Origin of the sequence: Mycobacterium paraterrae (assembly GCF_022430545.2) — a bacterium.
Classification (GTDB): Bacteria; Actinomycetota; Actinomycetes; order Mycobacteriales; family Mycobacteriaceae; genus Mycobacterium; species Mycobacterium paraterrae.
In genome coordinates, this window is sequence record NZ_CP092488.2 from 5,289,234 (window position 1) to 5,304,509 (window position 15,276).

The 15,276-nt window shown below is 65.2% G+C and carries 13 protein-coding genes; all 13 read right to left on the reverse strand.

Annotation, left to right across the window (positions count from 1 at the left end; all coding sequences use genetic code 11):
• Window position 1: 1 nt before the first annotated feature.
• The 13 genes from MKK62_RS25460 to MKK62_RS25520 all read right to left on the reverse strand — a co-directional run bounded on the left by MKK62_RS25460 (window position 2) and on the right by MKK62_RS25520 (window position 15,180).
• A complete protein-coding gene (locus tag MKK62_RS25460; RefSeq protein WP_240263148.1) occupies window positions 2-898 on the reverse strand; it encodes an alpha/beta hydrolase-fold protein in 897 nt (298 codons plus the stop codon).
• A gap of 11 nt (window positions 899-909) precedes the next feature.
• Complete coding sequence (locus MKK62_RS25465) at window positions 910-1,608, reverse strand: Rv1363c family protein (protein ID WP_240263147.1); 699 nt, start codon at window positions 1,606-1,608, stop codon at window positions 910-912.
• Window positions 1,605-2,255, reverse strand: a complete 651-nt coding sequence (locus MKK62_RS25470) for an Rv1363c family protein (RefSeq protein ID WP_240263146.1) — start codon at window positions 2,253-2,255, stop codon at window positions 1,605-1,607. The genes MKK62_RS25465 and MKK62_RS25470 overlap by 4 nt, the downstream gene beginning before the upstream one ends.
• The gene (locus MKK62_RS25475) at window positions 2,213-3,721 is read right to left on the reverse strand and encodes an MCE family protein (RefSeq protein WP_240263145.1); all 1,509 of its coding nucleotides are present in this window, start codon (window positions 3,719-3,721) and stop codon (window positions 2,213-2,215) included. The genes MKK62_RS25470 and MKK62_RS25475 overlap by 43 nt, the downstream gene beginning before the upstream one ends.
• A gap of 1 nt (window position 3,722) precedes the next feature.
• Complete coding sequence (locus tag MKK62_RS25480; RefSeq protein ID WP_240263144.1) at window positions 3,723-4,847, reverse strand: MCE family protein; 1,125 nt, start codon at window positions 4,845-4,847, stop codon at window positions 3,723-3,725.
• Window positions 4,844-6,253 (reverse strand): MCE family protein, encoded by a 1,410-nt coding sequence (locus MKK62_RS25485; RefSeq protein WP_434084999.1) that lies wholly within the window; start codon window positions 6,251-6,253, stop codon window positions 4,844-4,846. The genes MKK62_RS25480 and MKK62_RS25485 overlap by 4 nt, the downstream gene beginning before the upstream one ends.
• A complete protein-coding gene (locus MKK62_RS25490) occupies window positions 6,253-7,632 on the reverse strand; it encodes an MCE family protein (RefSeq protein ID WP_240263143.1) in 1,380 nt (459 codons plus the stop codon). Before MKK62_RS25490 ends, MKK62_RS25485 begins: the two co-directional genes overlap by 1 nt.
• Window positions 7,629-8,657 carry an MCE family protein gene (locus MKK62_RS25495; protein WP_240263142.1) on the reverse strand — a complete coding sequence of 343 codons (1,029 nt, stop codon included), beginning with the start codon at window positions 8,655-8,657 and terminating at the stop codon, window positions 7,629-7,631. The genes MKK62_RS25490 and MKK62_RS25495 overlap by 4 nt, the downstream gene beginning before the upstream one ends.
• A 35-nt stretch (window positions 8,658-8,692) precedes the next feature.
• Window positions 8,693-10,036 (reverse strand): MCE family protein, encoded by a 1,344-nt coding sequence (locus MKK62_RS25500; protein WP_240263141.1) that lies wholly within the window; start codon window positions 10,034-10,036, stop codon window positions 8,693-8,695.
• Window positions 10,037-10,040: 4 nt separating this feature from the next.
• On the reverse strand, window positions 10,041-11,045 hold the full coding sequence (locus MKK62_RS25505; protein ID WP_240263140.1) for an ABC transporter permease: 1,005 nt from the start codon (window positions 11,043-11,045) through the stop codon (window positions 10,041-10,043).
• Window positions 11,046-11,094: 49 nt separating this feature from the next.
• Window positions 11,095-11,886, reverse strand: coding sequence for an MlaE family ABC transporter permease (locus MKK62_RS25510; protein WP_240263139.1), 792 nt, complete (start codon window positions 11,884-11,886; stop codon window positions 11,095-11,097).
• Window positions 11,887-12,386: 500 nt separating this feature from the next.
• Entirely contained in the window at window positions 12,387-14,270 is a 1,884-nt protein-coding gene (locus MKK62_RS25515) for a family 2A encapsulin nanocompartment cargo protein cysteine desulfurase (protein ID WP_240263138.1), read from the reverse strand.
• Window positions 14,257-15,180, reverse strand: coding sequence for a family 2A encapsulin nanocompartment shell protein (locus MKK62_RS25520; RefSeq protein ID WP_240263137.1), 924 nt, complete (start codon window positions 15,178-15,180; stop codon window positions 14,257-14,259). The genes MKK62_RS25515 and MKK62_RS25520 overlap by 14 nt, the downstream gene beginning before the upstream one ends.
• Window positions 15,181-15,276: the final 96 nt, after the last annotated feature.

Below are 15,276 nucleotides of genomic sequence, written 5' to 3' on the forward strand. Positions count from 1 at the left end.
CCTAGCGGATATTGGCCGCGAGATCAGCGGACATCGCACTCAGCTGCCTCGACCAGGTCGGCCAGTCGTTGCCGCCGCCGCGACCGAGGTCGAAGTGGGCATTGGTACCGCCGACGTCTCGGTAGTGCGAGTAGAACTGGGCGTTGGTGCCCTGGGAGATGTCGCCGGTGTCGCCCATGGCACCCGGATCGGTCGGAGCGCCACTGCCCGGGCTGAAAATCCACAGCCGGGCATCGTTGTCGACCAGCTGCTGGATGTTCTGGTTGGGCGAATGCCACTTCCACCGGCCGAGCTGCGGCGCGCCCCACATCGCCCCGCTGTCGGCGCCACCTTGCAGCAGGGCGGCCCGGATCCCGCCGTCGACGCCGGTGCGCTCAGGGGTCAGGAAGCCGGAAAACGAGCCGGCGTACCGGAATCGGTCGGGGTGAAAGGTCACCAGCGCCGTGGCGGCGTACCCACCCTGGGAGACGCCGACGACGCCGTGGCCGCCGGGCGCCAGCCCCTTGTTGGCGGCCAGCCAGTCCGGCAGTTCGGTGGACAGGAACGTGTCCCACTGCTTACTGCCGTCCTGCTCCCAGTTGGTATACATGCTGTAGGCGCCCCCGGCCGGCGCCACCACCGAAATCCCTTTGCCCGCAAGGGTGTTGAACCCGTTGCCCGCGGTGGCCCAGTTACTCACGTCCGGGGCGGCGTTGAAGCCGTCCAGCAAATACGCCGCGTGCGGTCCGCCCGCCAGGAACTGCACGGGAATGCTGCGGCCCATCGCCGCGGACGGCACCTGCAGGGTCTCGAAACCGGCCGCCTTGGTGGTGGCCGCCGAGATCACCGTCGCCGCACACCATCCGACGGTCAACACGATGGCGGACATCCGCCGCGCCATCGTCGACACTCGTGTCATGACCACCTCCCCTACACCGGGTCGAACTGCGAAATGAGCCATTTGCCGTCGATCTTGTCGAGTGTGACCCGCACGCTCGACGTGCTCTGGGTGGGCGGATCGTTGCCGATGGTGGTCGTCTGGTCGACGAAAACCAGTACTACGGCTTGCTTTCCGGTCGCGATGACCGATGCCGCAGCGGGCACGGTGGCCACCGCGGTGATGTGCTGCTGCTTGGCCCCGGGCGCGACGACGTCGGTGACGAGCTGGGTGTACTGCTGGCGGAAGCCAGCGGTCAGGCGGTCAGCGGCCGACTTCAGGTCCTGGTCGACGGTCTCGGGCTTGTACGACAGGATCGCGATCGTGCTGTCCGAGGCCGCCTTCACCGATTGCTCTGCGGCGATGCGCGATTCACGTTCCTTGCCGTCGAGCCACTTGAGGTAGCCGACGCCGAGCGCCAGGATCAACACCACCGCGGGCAGGGCGGTGGCAAGCACACGGCGCCAGCCGATTCGAGCGCGCTCCTCGGCCGGCGCTTCGTCATCGTCGTGCGCGTCGTCTTGGGCGCCGCTCGCGTCTTCGCCGTCATCGTCGTCGTCTTCATCGGTGTCGAGCAGGTCTGCCTCGTCGGCGTCCTCCGCCGCGTCGGCCAGCGCGTCGCGCTCGGCGGATTCGTCGGCCTCGTTATCGGGCATCGCGGAGTCCTCCTCTCGCGTGGTCAGCGCGGTCACGGCACGAACTCCACATTCGACACCTTGGCGCCGTCACCGACTTTGTCCACGGTAAGCCGCATCCGCCATCTGCGAGGCTCTTGGTCGGCCGGCGCCGTACCCATCGACGTCTTGACCGATACCGCGACCAACACCTGCGCCTGCTCTTTGGTGTAGGACAGTAGACCCGCCTCGGCGATGGTGCCTTCGGTTTTCGACTGCACCTTCTTGACGACCTCGACGAAGGGCTGCGACCGGTTCTGGAATTCGTCGTGGAAGCCGCCGGTGGCCGAGTCCAGCACCCGCTTGATGTCGGCGTCGACCTCGGCATAGTTGATGGTGGTCAGATTGATCGCGGTCTGGCGCGCGACCTGCACGTAGAGGCTGCGCTGGTCACGCACCTGGTGGTCTTGGTGCAGGCGGAATCCAAGCCAGCCGCCCACGCCGAGCAGCGCGACGATCGCGGCGACTCCAACCGTGATCGGCGTCGGGGTACGCAACAGCCATTGCGGCACACGTCTTTTGGTGTTCGTCGTCGTCTCGTCTGGAGCAGCGTCGTCGACGGCGCTTTCTGCGTCGAAGTCCTGCGCGTCTAGCTCCTCGGCGGTGCTGTCGACGTCTGGGTCTAGGGATTCGGTTTTTTGGGCGGCATCATCATGCTCTGCCATGTCTTGCCTTTCATTCCGGCGGCCAAATCGGAATCGCTGTAATGCTTGCCGTCCGGTCCGACGTAGTTTCCGGTCAGGGGGTCGTAGGGAATGGCGGTCACCGGCTTGGGTGCCGCAGGGTCGACGGGAGGGTGCCAGTGTTCGCCGGGCGAATACGGCGGCCCGCCCTTCGGGAACTGCGGCACGCTCTGGCCGCTCAACGTCGCGTTCGGGTCGCCCTTCCAGAACAGGCCGTCGTTCAGCGGCACGTATTGCTCGTCGCTCTCGCACATTTCGACGGTCGGTGCGCGCTTGCCCGGCTTGGTCTCGCAGGGCACATTGCGAACACCGCGGACGTTCATGTCGGAGTCCTGCGGGATGCGGCAATACAATTCGCCGTCGGTGCGGTCGGGATAGTCCTCCCGCACCGGGATGCGTTGCTGCTGCACTGGTAAGAATCCTGCGTTGCACGGTGGCGGCGAGTTGAGGTTCAGGTTGAAGTCGAGGTAAATGCCCTTGTAGTCCATCTTGGCGACCCGGTCCGGCACGATGATCGACGACATCACCGCCGTGCCCTGCGGGAACATCACCAGCAGCTGCTCGATGTCGTTGCGATAGTTGACCGCGATGGTGCCCAGGCTGACCAGGTTCGACAGCAGCACCGGCAGCGTCGGCGCCAGCCGATCGAACAGCGCCGTGCCTTCGCTGAGCGCCGGTCCAGCGGTGTTCAGCAGGTCCGCAAGCCTGCTGTCTTGGTCCTTCACCTGGCCGGTGATCGCGTTCACCCGGCGCGCCCACGTCGCGATCGAATCCGACGTCCGCACTTGCGAATTGGCCACCGGCACGAACTCGTCGATCAACCGGGAGAACGAGTCGGTGGTCTTGCCGGCGTCGATCGCCAGCGCGGTGCCGCCGTCGACCAGGCGCGACAACTCCGGCCCGAGTCCTGCGACGGCTTTGGAGGCCTCTTCGACGACGGTGTGCAGATTGTCCTGCGGGATCGCCGCGAGCGCCTTGTTGGTCGTGTCGAGCAGCGAACCGATGTCGACCGGGATTTGCGTTCTGCCGAGGGCGATCACGTCGCCGTCGCGCAACTTCGGACCCATATCCTGCACGGTCCCCGACCGGGGGGTCAGCTCGAGGAATTGCTCGCCGACCGCGGAGCGGCTGTGCACCGCGGCGGTCACGTCGCGGGGAACCGCGATGTCGGATTTCAGCGATAGCACGGCCTGCACACCGTTCTGGGTGACGTCGACGGACTTGACGCTGCCGATCTCGCTGCCGCGATAGTTGACCACCGACGTCGGATACAACCCACCGGAGGCGGGCAGATCGACCTTCACGGTGTATCTGCCAATGCCAAGCAGCGCAGGCACTTTGATGAAGCCGAACGCCATGACGGCGATGGAAATCACGGTGACCGACGCCAGGATCGTCAGCTGGGTCCACACCTGCCGAGACAACCGCAATGAACTCGAGCGTGCCATGCTAGTAGCCCCCCCAGTGGTAGGGCGCGATCAACGGGTTGACCGCGGTGTATGGGCTGGGCATCTGGCCGATGGTGCGGCCCCACTGCATCTCGAGCTCGGTGAGGTTTCCTTCCCAGCGCGAGCCGGTGAAGAAGCCGCTGTCCAGCCGGCTCAACGTGAGGTCGACGATCAGCGAGATGTTGGCGAAGTCGCCCCGGAACCAGTTGGGCACCGTGCTTTTCACCCAGGGCAGGGTGGAGAGGAAGTCGAGTCCGCGGGTGAGGGCGGGTCCGGCATTGGCGAGTTCGCGCAGCGCCGGTGCGAGGTTGCGGAAGTTGTCGACCAGCGACTTTTTGGACTGGTTGATCGTGGAGGCCGCGACGGCGCTGAACTGGCCGACTTTGTCGATCGCGTTGACCAACAGCTTGCGGGTGTCGGCCAGGACGTCCAGCGCCTGCGGGATCGTGGTGAGGGCTTTGTCGACCGTTTGGTCTTTGTCGGCTATCTGGCCGGCCAGGCTGTTGACGCTGTCGATGGCGGTGATGATGTCGTCGGTCTGTTTCTTGGTTTCGGTGACGAAGACGTCGAGCTGGGTCAGCAGGCTGCGCATCTCTTGTTCGCGGCCGGTCAGCGCCGTGGCGAAAGTCCGTGTCAGTTCCTGGATGTGGCCCAGCCCGCCGCCGTTGAGCAGGATCGCTACTGACGCGAGCGTCTGCTCGGTGGTCGGATAGGTGGCCGCCCTGGACAGCGGGATCACCGAGCCGTTCTTGAGTTGCCCTCGCGGCGGTTCGTCGGTCGGCGGCGCCAACTCGATGTGCATCGACCCCAGCAAGCTGGTCTGGCCCACCTTGGCGGTGCTGTTCTCGGGCAGGTGGATGCTGCCGTCGATCCGCATCGTCACCAGCGCATGCCAGTCCTGGACCTCGATCTTGGTGACGTTGCCGATGTTGACGTCGGCCACCCGCACCCGGGTGTTCGGCTGAATGACGACCACGTCGGGCAGTTGCGCCTGGATGGTGTACGAGCCCTTGCCCTGGCCCGCGGTGCCGGGCAGCGGCAGCGAGTTGAGCCCGCGCCATCCCCCACACGACGTCAGCAACCACAGCGCCGAAATGGCAAGCGCCGCAGACACTATGCGCCTCACGGTGCACTCCCGGGGGGCGGCGGCACCATCATGCCGGGCAAGCCCCCATGCGGGTCAGTGGACCGGACCGCGACAGGTGCGGGCGGGACGGCACCACCTGGCAGCGCTTGCGGCGACACCGGTGGCGGGGCGTCGGCCGGTGGGGCGCCGGGCGGCGTACCCGGCAGCGCTCCCGGCGGCGGGATGTGCGGGTTGAGTTTGTCCTCGCTGTAGGTGATCTCGTTGGGACGCGCCGCGGCCCCCACGAACGGGTTGAAGCCGAGCGGCAGGAAGTTGTACTGACGGTTCTTGATGATCGGTGCCAGATACTGCTCGCACAATTTCGCCGACTGCTTGGCTCCCACTCGGCCGTCGGATTCGATGGACCCACAGACGGATTGGACGGTATCGGCGAAGTTCGACAGCGCCAGGATTCCGGTCACCGCGCTCTGCGCCGGCTGGTAGATGTTCAAGAAGTTCTGGAACACGTTCGGCGCGACGTGCAGGGTCTGCTTGATGTCGCGACGACTGTCGTTCAACGCGGTGGTGATCTCGTTGAGGTGGTCGAAGGTGGTGCCGATGGCCTCGCGGTTCTCGGCGACGAAGGGACGCAGGTCGTTGACGGCGGCGTCCAATCCCGCAATCGCCTGACCCCACTCGTTGGGGGTATTGGACATCACGGTGGTGATCGTGGCCAGGTTCTTGTTGAACGAAGCCAGCAGGTCGCTGCTCGAGGTCAGCGCGGACACGAAAATCTGCAGGTTGCGCAGTGTGCTGAAGATGTCTGTGCTGTGGTCGCCGAGCGCCGAAACCGCCTGCGACAGCTTGATAAGGGTGTCGCGCGCGGTGTCGCCCTCGCCGCGCAGGTTCGCCGCCGAGGTGTTGACGAATTGCCCGAGCGCGCTGGTTCCGCCCTCGGTCGTCGGCTGCAGCGAGTCGGTCAGCTTCTCCAGTTGCTTGCGCAGGTCGTCCCATTCGACTGGGACCGCGGTCCGTTCCTCCGGAATGGTCGCGCCGTCAGCCAGTTTCGGGCCGCCGGAGTAGACCGGGACCAGTTGGATTGCCCGCGAGGTGACCAGCGACGGCGACAGGATCACCGCCTTGACGTCGGCGGGCAACGAGTACTGCGCGTCGACGGTGAACGTGACCTTCGCCGCCTGGGGTTGCGGCTCGATCTTCTCGATCGTCCCGACCGCGACGCCCAGGATGCGGATTTCGTCGCCGGTGTAGACACCGTTGGTGTTCGGGAAATACGCGACATAGGTGTTGCGGGTGACCTGCTTCCACCACGGCGACACCATCATGCTGATGCCGACCGCCAGGATCAGCAGCAGGCTGAGCGCGGTCCCGACCTTGGTGACGCGACGGTGGTTCTCGATCCACGCGAGGCCGTTGTCAACGCGCGCACGGGCTTTCGCGAATGGCATCAGCGGCCCCCGTTCGCAGGCACCTCGTTGGGCGCGGGCTGATAGACCGGTGTCTGCTTGGGCGGCGGCTTGAGGTCGGCCGGCGGACCGGGCGGTGGCCCACCGGGCGGCGGCGCCGGCGGCTCGGGCCGCAGCGGGTAGCAGCCGCGGGCTCCCGGCCGGCCCGGCACGCTGCACGGCGCATCGCCCGGGTTGCCGGTGATGGCGTCCGGGATCGTTCGTCGCGGCTCGCCGCCCTGCCCGGTGCGCGGATACGGCACCGGCAGGTACGGCAGGCCCGGCTGACCGTTGCCCGGGTCGACGAGTTGCGACGGCAGCAGCGTGGCGGGATCAAGGCCGAGATCGGAGAACGCCGCATCGGTGAACGGCTGCACCCACTGGCCCAGCGTCAGGTTCGGCAGCGAGGCCTTGAAGAACGGGCCCGATCCGAGCACTTCACCAAACGACATGGCGTACTTGGGGATCAGATACAGCGTGCGCTGCAGTTCCTTCTTGCGGTCGTCGAGCACCCCGAGCACGCTGTTGAGCTTGTCCAGCGCGGGCTTGAGCTGTGTCCGGTTGTCGCCGACCACCGCCGAGATCTCGCGGGCCGCCGCGCCGACGTTGGTCATCAACGCGTCGACTGCGTTGCGTTGGGTCAGCAGCTCGGCCAGCAACGCGTTGGCGTTGGTGACCAGACCGGCGATCTGGTCGCTGCGCTTGGCCAGCACACCGACGACCTTGTTCGCATTCGTCAGCAGGCTACGCAGTTTCTCGTCGCGGTTGTCCAGCGTGCTGGAGAACTGTGCCACACCTTCGAGCGCGGCCTTCAAGTCCGGGGGCGTGTCCTTGAACGTGTTGGCCAGCGTGGTCAGCGCCGACGACAGCTTCGTGGTGTCCAAGGCACTGATGGTGCTGGTCAAATCGCCAAGGGCATCGGGTAAGTCGTAGGGCGCGCGAGTCCGCTCCACCGGGATCGGCCCCTGCAGCTTGCCGTCTCCGCGCGGGGTGATCTCGAGCATCTTGTTGCCGAGCACGGTTTCGGTCTTGATCGACGCCTCGGTGCGGTTACCCAGCGCGACGCTGTCGTCGACGGTGAAATTGACCAGCACTTTGGTGCCGTCGAGCTTGATGCTGGACACCCTGCCCACTGACAGGCCCGACACCCGCACGTCGCTGTCCGGTTTGATGCCACCGGCCTCGGTGAAATAGGCGGAGTAGCCCGACTTTCCGGTGAGGAACGGGATTTTCTCGTAGGAGAAGACGGCAGCGACCAGCGCGACGACGATGCCGATGCCGACCAGACCGACAGTGACCCGGTTACGGTCCGCGAGCGGCTTGATGTCGGGTCGCTTGATCTTGGCTTTCAACGCGCTGAAGCGGCTTGATAGTGAGGTCATTTTTTCGGCAAGCACCGCCCAGTCACCTGGCTCGCCAGCTTGACGAACGTGGGTTGGCCGTTGCGTCCGTTGAGCTTGATGATGATGTCGCAGATGAAGAATCCGAAATAGTCGCCGTAGAGCCCCTGACGGGACAGCACCTGATAGACGTCGGGAAGCGTCCTGACCAGGTCGTCGAAGTAGGTGTGGTCGGACTCGACCTGCGCCGAGAAGCGATCTGTCTGCACCACAGTGTCTTTGATCGGTTGACGGGCCTGGGTCAACAGGTCGGCTACCGATCCGGTGGCGGCGTTGATGTAGGCAACGTCCTTGGTGATGTCGTTCTTGCGTTCGGACAGCGCACCGACAAGCTGGGACAGCTTGTCCAAGCCGTCTGAGAACTGTTTGTCGCGAGTGCCGAAGGTGTGCAGCACGACGTTCAAATTGGTGATCACGTCGCCGATCAGCTTGTCGCGGTTGGCCAAAGTCGTAGTCAGCGCCGAGGTTTCGCCGAGTACCGACGAGATGGTTGCGCCCTCACCCTGGAATACCCGCAGCAGTTGACCCGACAGCGCATTGACCTGGTCGGGGTCCAGCGCCCGGAACAGCGGACGAAAACCGCCGACGAGCGCGTCGACGTCGAGAGCCGGAGAAGTACGGGCCAACGGGATCGTGGCCTTCTCCGGTAGTCGCCGGGGTGACCCGGGCCCCTCCTCGAGGGCGAGATACCGGTCACCGATGAGGTTTTCGTACCGCACCGACGCCTTGGTGCCTTCGGTGAGTCGCAGCCCCTTGTCGATCGCGAAGTCGACCCGAACGGTGCCGTCCTTCTGCAACGTGAGGTCGCCGACCTTCCCGACTTCGACACCGGCGATACGGACGAAGTTGCCACCCTTGAGCCCGGAGACGTTCGAGAACACGGCGGTATAGGACGTGCGCGAGTCGAAGCGGAACTGTCCGAACACCGTGACCAGGATGAAGACGAACGCAAGAGACACAACGGTGAACGCCACCACACGCGCGATCGCGCCGGCGTTGGTTCTCATTGCAGTTCCTTGCTTCTCGTCATGGACAGATCGACCTAAGACCCAGGGGGCGCCGGGGGCGTCGCGGCGCCCGCGTAATCCGGTGCACCGGAAGGTGGTTGGCCCGGGTAGGCGGGTGGCAGGCCCGGCGCCGGACCGCCAGGGTAACGGATCAGCGGCGGCTGCGGCGTTCCCTTGGTGACCGGCAGGTAGTTCACGTAGCCCGGGAAGCCGATACCCGAGTTGGGCCGAATGTCCAGCCCCGTACCGAATCCGGTGTCGGTGACGAGATATTTCACCGGGAAGTTCGCGCTCGCATCGGGCAGCGAGCCACAGCTCGGCTTGCCGCCGGGACCACCCTTCGCTTGCACCCGAGGCAGGTTATCGGGGAAACGATACGGGTCGTCGCCGAACAGCAGGCCGCCATCGATCATGAGCGACTTGCCGTTACCGCCCATCGCGGCGCGGCCGCCGTTTTCCAGGTACCAGACCGCGCCCTCAAAGGTGCACTTATAGGTCGGGGAATACTTATTCAGCAGTTCGAAAGTCGGCGCTACCAGGTTGACGGCATCGACGAGGTTCTTTTCGTTGCGACCGATCGTGTTGATTCCCGCATTCGAGAAGCCGATCGCTTCCAGCAGCACGTCGTCGAGCGCCTTTTTGTTCTTGGTGATCGTGACACTCGTCGTCGAGAAAGAATCAAGGGTGGCCAAAATATCCTGCGCCGCAACCGAATAGGCTGCAGCGGTCTTACCGAACAGCTGCCAGTCCTTGCGGATGGTCGCTTGCTTGGGGTTCACCGCGGTGAGGAACTGGTTGCCACCGCTGATGGCCTCGCCGATGCGCTCGCCCTTGCCGCGAAAGCCTTCGGCCAACGCCGAAAGCACACCGTTGAGTTTCGCCGGGTCGATCGCGTGCACGATCGACTGGAGGTTCTGGAAGACCGTGTTGACCTCCACCGTCACGTTGCGACTATGCAGCACAGCGCCTTTGGCTAGTTCCCGACGGCTTGGACCGGAGTCGGGGACGATCAGGTCGACGTACTTGGCTCCGAACGCGGTGCTGGACTTTATTTCCGCCTCGATGTTGCTCGGCAGATAGCGGAATTCGTTCGGATAGATCTTCAGCTTCAGCTTGGAGAGGTTGGTGCCGGCCGAGTCCCGATAGGACTCGACCTTGGACACTTCGCCGATCTGGACGCCGCGCAGCTTCACCTTGGCGTCGTCTTCCATGACCAGACCGGCCCGATCGGAGATAACGGTGAGAGGCACCGTCGATGTCAGCGTTCCTTCGAACGCCATCGCGGTCAGCGCGCTGACCGACACGACGAACAGGATGAGTACGGGCGCCCACCAGATGGGGTCGATCCCACGGCGCCGACGGGTGTCTTGGGGGCTCATCCGATCACCCCGACAGATGGAAATTGCCGGACTGTCCGTATACGGACAGTGTGATGGTCAACAGGATGAAAACCCCCGCGGTGATCGACGACCGTACGGCGCGGCCGACCGCTTCGCCGACACCCGCCGGCCCTCCGGTTGCGTTGTAGCCGTAGTAGGTGTGGATCGCCATCACGGCCGCCGCCATCGACAGCGCCTCGGTGAACGACCACACCAGGTCGGTGGGATGCAGGAACGACGAGAAATAGTGGTCGTAGACGCCGCGGGACTGACCGTAGATGACGGTCGTCCCGAAACGGGTTGCGAGGAAGCCCATCAGCATCGCGATGGTGTAGATCGGGATCACCGCGACCACCCCCGCGACGATGCGGGTGGAGGCCAGGTAGGTGATCGGCCGGATCGCCATCGCTTCGAGCGCGTCTACCTCTTCGTTGATGCGCATCGCCCCGAGTTGCGCGGTCGCACCGGCGCCGATGGTTGCGGCCAGGGCCACCCCGGCGGTTGCCGGCACGATGAACCGGACGTTGAGGAATGCGCCCAAAAACCCTGTGAGCGCCTCGATTCCGACGTTGGACAGGGTGTTGTAGCCCTGGACAGCGATCAGCGCGCCGGTGGTCAGCGTGAGAAACCCGACGATGACCACGGTGCCGCCGATGACGGCGAGCGCCCCTGTTCCCATGCCCAACACCGCGATGAGCCGTAGCACCTCACCCGGGTAGCGCCGAACCGCGTCGACCGTATGGCCGAGCGCGGTGCCGATGAACGCCGTCTGCTCGCCGAGGGTTCGGACCGCATCGACCAGCGAGTCGACGGTCTCACCGAAGCGCGACGGCTCTTCTTCCGGTTCAGCACGGTTTCCCGTCCTAGAGGCGTATTTGCGCAACGTCGCGCCGCCCTGCTCTGACTTCGCGTGCTGCCTCTCCCTACGCCATTTGCGTTCAAGCGCCGCGGCGTGCCCGACAGCCGTCGCCGCGGTGTCGGGCTTTGTGTTATCGCCGGCGTTAGTCATCGGCGCCACTCCTCAGCATCGCTGCGCTCTGCATCGTCATTGGCGCGTGTCACGGCGATACCTTCACGCCGAACGCGGTGGCCAAGATGTTGATCAGAAACAGAGCCATGAACGCGAAGACCACCGTCTCGTTGACGGCGTTGCCCACCGCGGTCGGCCCGCCGCCGACGGAAAGCCCCTTGTAGCAGGCGATCAGGCCGGCCGACAACCCGAACAGCAGCGCCTTGACCAGGGAAACGATGACCTGCGGCAGGCCGGTCAAAATCGTCATTCCGAAGATGAACGCACCCGGCGTCACGTGCTGGACGTACACCACGAAGAAATAGCTGCCGGTGAGCCCGACCACCGCGACCGCCGAATACAGCAGCAGCGCAACGAAGGTCGCGGCGATCACGCGCGGCACCACCAGCGCCTGGATCGGGTTGATGCCGATGACCTTCATCGCATCGATCTCTTCGCGGATCGTCCGGGCGCCCAGGTCGGCGCAGATCGCGGTGGCTCCCGCGCCGGACACCACGATCGCGGTGACGACCGGTCCGACCTGAGTGACCGATGCGAGGGCCGCACCGGCTCCGGACAGGTCGCCGGCGCCCACTTCGATCAGGACGATGTTCAGCGTGAACACGATCAATACGGTGTAGGGAATCGACAGCACCAGAGTCGGAACGATCGACACTCTCGCGACGAACCAGATCTGGTCGATCAGCTCGCGGACGGCCAGCGGCCGGGTAACGGCCGTGGAAAATGTCTCACCGGCAAGAACGACGAAGTCGCCGATCGCTGCCGCTGGCTTGGACCATTCGACCTTTGAAAAGGTCGACGCCGGAGGATTCTGCGGCACCCGTTTACCCGATCAGCCGGTCGACGTGTGACGAGAACCACGATTTTTTTGGTGTACAAGTTTGCTGACTTGTCACCGGCCGGGTGGTCGGCCATCTCGTCCAAGTAATCGGAAAAGCGGCTGTGATCATGGATAACGAACGGACCTTAGCACCTGGTTCTGCAGCGATTTTGCCGGTCACCGAGTTTGCTCGATCTGCCGACCCGTGATGCAACTCATCGCGCTCCTCTGGCTCCCGGGAAAGTTCTCGCCTCACCCGACTGGAGGGTGCGCGCGCGTGCACGTCCACGACACCAGTGCCGCTGGCCGACTGCACGCATAGACCACGACGGAAACTTACGGACCTACGGCCGCGACGGGGAGGTTTCGAATCAACCAGAAGAAATGTGAGACCGGCATGCCCAAAAGGGCCGGATCGGCCGTCTCATCAGGGCAAACGCCCCGCATATGGACAGGCCCGGCACTCGGACTACGCCAAGTGCCGGGCCTGAGGAACAGCGTCAGCCGACGTTCGTACCGCCCTCGGCGATGCGTCGCACCGCCCGCAGGAAGACGTCTATTTCCTCGTGGGTGTTGTAGAACGAGAACGACGGGCGCACCGTCGCCTCCAGACCCAGCCGTCGCAGAGCCGGTTGCGCGCAGTGGTGTCCGGCGCGCACCGCGATCCCCTCGGCGTTGAGTGCCTTGCCGACCTCGAGCGGCTCGTGACCGGCCAGCACGAACGACAACACACTCGCCTTCTCCTCGGCTGTCCCCACCAGTCGCACACCGGGGATGTCGGCCAGTCGCGGCGTCGCGTATTCGAGCAGTGTGTGCTCGTACGCCGCAATCCGTTCAATGCCCAACCGCTTGACGTAGCGCAGCGCCTCGGTCAGCCCCACCGCGTCGGCGATGTTGCCGGTGCCCGCCTCGAACTTGATCGGCGGACCCTGATACAGCGAACGTTCCAAGGTGACGTCGGCGATCATGTGACCGCCGCCCTGCCACGGCGGTGTCTCGGTCAACGCCTCTTCGGTCCCGTAGAGCGCCCCGATCCCGGTGGGCCCGTAGATCTTGTGACCGGAGAACACGTAGAAGTCCGCACCGAGCGCCGCGACGTCGGTCGGGATGTGCTGGATCGACTGAGCTCCGTCGATCAACACCCGAGCCCCGTAGCGGTGACCCAACTGCACGATCTTGTCGACCGGAACCACCGTGCCCAGCGCATTCGAAACCTGGCTGGCCGCAACCAGTTTGGTCCGCGGACCCAGCAACTGCTCGAACTCGCTCAGCAGCAGATTGCCCGCGTCGTCGATCGGAGCCACCTTGAGGATCGCGCCGGTCTTCTGCGAGATCAACTGCCACGGAACGATGTTCGCGTGGTGCTCTAGATGGGTGATGACGATCTCGTCACCCGGTTGCAGGTGCTTGCCTCCCCACGCGTGTGCCACCAGGTTGATCGCCTCGGTGGTACCGCGGGTGAACACGATGTTCTCCGAGCTCGGCGCACCGATGAAGTCGGCGACGGTGTCGCGCGCTTCCTCGTAGGCATCCGTGGCCCGAGCCGCCAGCTCGTGGGCCGCGCGGTGGATGTTCGAGTTCTCGTGCGAGTAGAAGTGCACCAGCCGATCGATCACCACCTGCGGCTTCTGCGTGGTGGCCGCATTGTCGAACCAGATCAGCGGCTTTCCGTTGACGACCTCTTTGAGGATCGGGAAATCGGCCCGCACCGCGTTGACGTCGAACACCTCGTGCTCGTCCGGCAGCTGGGGAACAGGGTCGTTGGCGGTGAGGAAGTGGTAATTGCCCTCATCACCGATCGGCGCCTCGGAGCTTCCGGGCACACCCGTGAGCAACCCGAGATCCGGGACCGACGGAGTGCCCGTCGGCCACGACGGCGCCGAACCGCGCGGCGCGACAGGAACCGTCGGCACTCCGCCGCCGGCCAGCACTCCGGGCACCGTCGGGACAATGCCCTCGGTGGGCACCGCGTAGGCACCGAAGTCGGCCGGCACAAACGGATCAGCGATCGCGCCCGACGTCGCCGCAGTCGACGGCCCCGCCGTCGTGTCCGGCACGTTGCCCCGCGGGGCTACCGGAACCGCCTGTGGCGGCGGCTCCGGTTCCGGGGACGAGGGAGCAGGTAGATACACGTCGGAGACGCCGAGCAGCGGAACCGGCACCGGGTACTGATCCGCGGAGCCGGCCGCAGCCTGACCTGCCGAGGTAGCTGCCGTCGTGTCCGGCACGTTGCCCCGGGGGGCGACCGGCGCTGATTGCGGTGGACTGTCGAAACCCGGACGGATGCTGGCCGCATACAACTGCGAGGCCAGCGCGGCGATTTCCGCAGAGCTCAGTGGCAAGTCGCTTTCGGCATCTACCGCGCGGTGCTCACTTGTACTCATGGAAACGGTCCACGGCAACGCCATCGAGGACGGCGAGCGCGTCGTCGGTGAGCACGGCCAAGGAGGTGTACAGCGTCACCAGGTAGCGGGCGATCGCCTGCTCGTTGATGCCGGTGAACCGCACCGAGAGACCCGGGGCCTGCTCCCCCACCAGGCCCGGCTGGAACAGCCCGACCACGCCCTGACGCTCCTCGCCGGTACGCACCAGGATGAATTTGGTCTTGCTGTCCTCCACCGGCACCTTGTCCGACGGGATGATCGGAATGCCCCGCCAGGTGATGAACTGCGCGCCGAACAGGCTCACGACCACCGGCGGCACGCCGCGGCGGGTGGCCTCACGGCCGAAGGCGGCGACACCGAGCGGGTGGGTCAGGAAGAAGCTGGGGGTCTTCCACACCTTGGTGATCAGCGAGTCGAGGTCGTCAGGGGTCGGAGGACCGCCCAGGGTCTGAATGGTCTGCTCAGGGGTCGCCTGGGCCAGCAGTCCGTATTCGGGGCTGTTGACCAGCTCGAACTCCTGACGCTCCTTGATCGTCTCGATCGTCAGTCGCAGCTGCTGGGTGACCTGGTCATGGGGGCTGGAGTACAGGTCGGAGACCCGGGTGTGGATGTCGAGCAGGGTGGCGATGGTGCGGAGCGTGTACTCGCGGGGGTTGGTCTCGTAGTCGACGAAGGTTTCGGGCAGCGGCTCATCGGAACCCGCGGTGGCCTCGGCCTTGACAGCAACGCTTTCGGGGTTGACAACGCGGTTGACCCGGTAGACACCGGCCTCGACCGGGACCCAGCTGAGCAGGTGCAGAAGCCAACGCGGGGTGATGGTGGAAAGCTGTGGAACAGTCTTGGTGGCGTTCGCTAGCTGCCTGGCTCCAAGGTCGCCAAGTGCCTGTGACTCGTTCTGAGCCGAGGTCATCGTGATCCTTCCGTCGTCGAATGCTGATCGATATCGGGCCGCGCAGGTCGGTCGACCATTCCGGCTCCATACCGAGCCGAGGCAAGTGTAAAACTC

Excerpts from the sequence above, each read along its gene's own strand:
- MKK62_RS25460 (WP_240263148.1), bottom strand. The coding sequence starts at position 898 with ATGACACGAGTGTCGACGATGGCGCGGCGGATGTCCGCCATCGTGTTG.
- MKK62_RS25470 (WP_240263146.1), bottom strand. The coding sequence starts at position 2,255 with ATGGCAGAGCATGATGATGCCGCCCAAAAAACCGAATCCCTAGACCCA.
- MKK62_RS25475 (WP_240263145.1), bottom strand. The coding sequence starts at position 3,721 with ATGGCACGCTCGAGTTCATTGCGGTTGTCTCGGCAGGTGTGGACCCAG.
- MKK62_RS25485 (WP_434084999.1), bottom strand. The coding sequence starts at position 6,253 with ATGCCATTCGCGAAAGCCCGTGCGCGCGTTGACAACGGCCTCGCGTGG.
- MKK62_RS25490 (WP_240263143.1), bottom strand. The coding sequence starts at position 7,632 with ATGACCTCACTATCAAGCCGCTTCAGCGCGTTGAAAGCCAAGATCAAG.
- MKK62_RS25495 (WP_240263142.1), bottom strand. The coding sequence starts at position 8,657 with ATGAGAACCAACGCCGGCGCGATCGCGCGTGTGGTGGCGTTCACCGTT.
- MKK62_RS25500 (WP_240263141.1), bottom strand. The coding sequence starts at position 10,036 with ATGAGCCCCCAAGACACCCGTCGGCGCCGTGGGATCGACCCCATCTGG.
- MKK62_RS25505 (WP_240263140.1), bottom strand. The coding sequence starts at position 11,045 with ATGACTAACGCCGGCGATAACACAAAGCCCGACACCGCGGCGACGGCT.
- MKK62_RS25515 (WP_240263138.1), bottom strand. The coding sequence starts at position 14,270 with ATGAGTACAAGTGAGCACCGCGCGGTAGATGCCGAAAGCGACTTGCCA.
- MKK62_RS25520 (WP_240263137.1), bottom strand. The coding sequence starts at position 15,180 with ATGACCTCGGCTCAGAACGAGTCACAGGCACTTGGCGACCTTGGAGCC.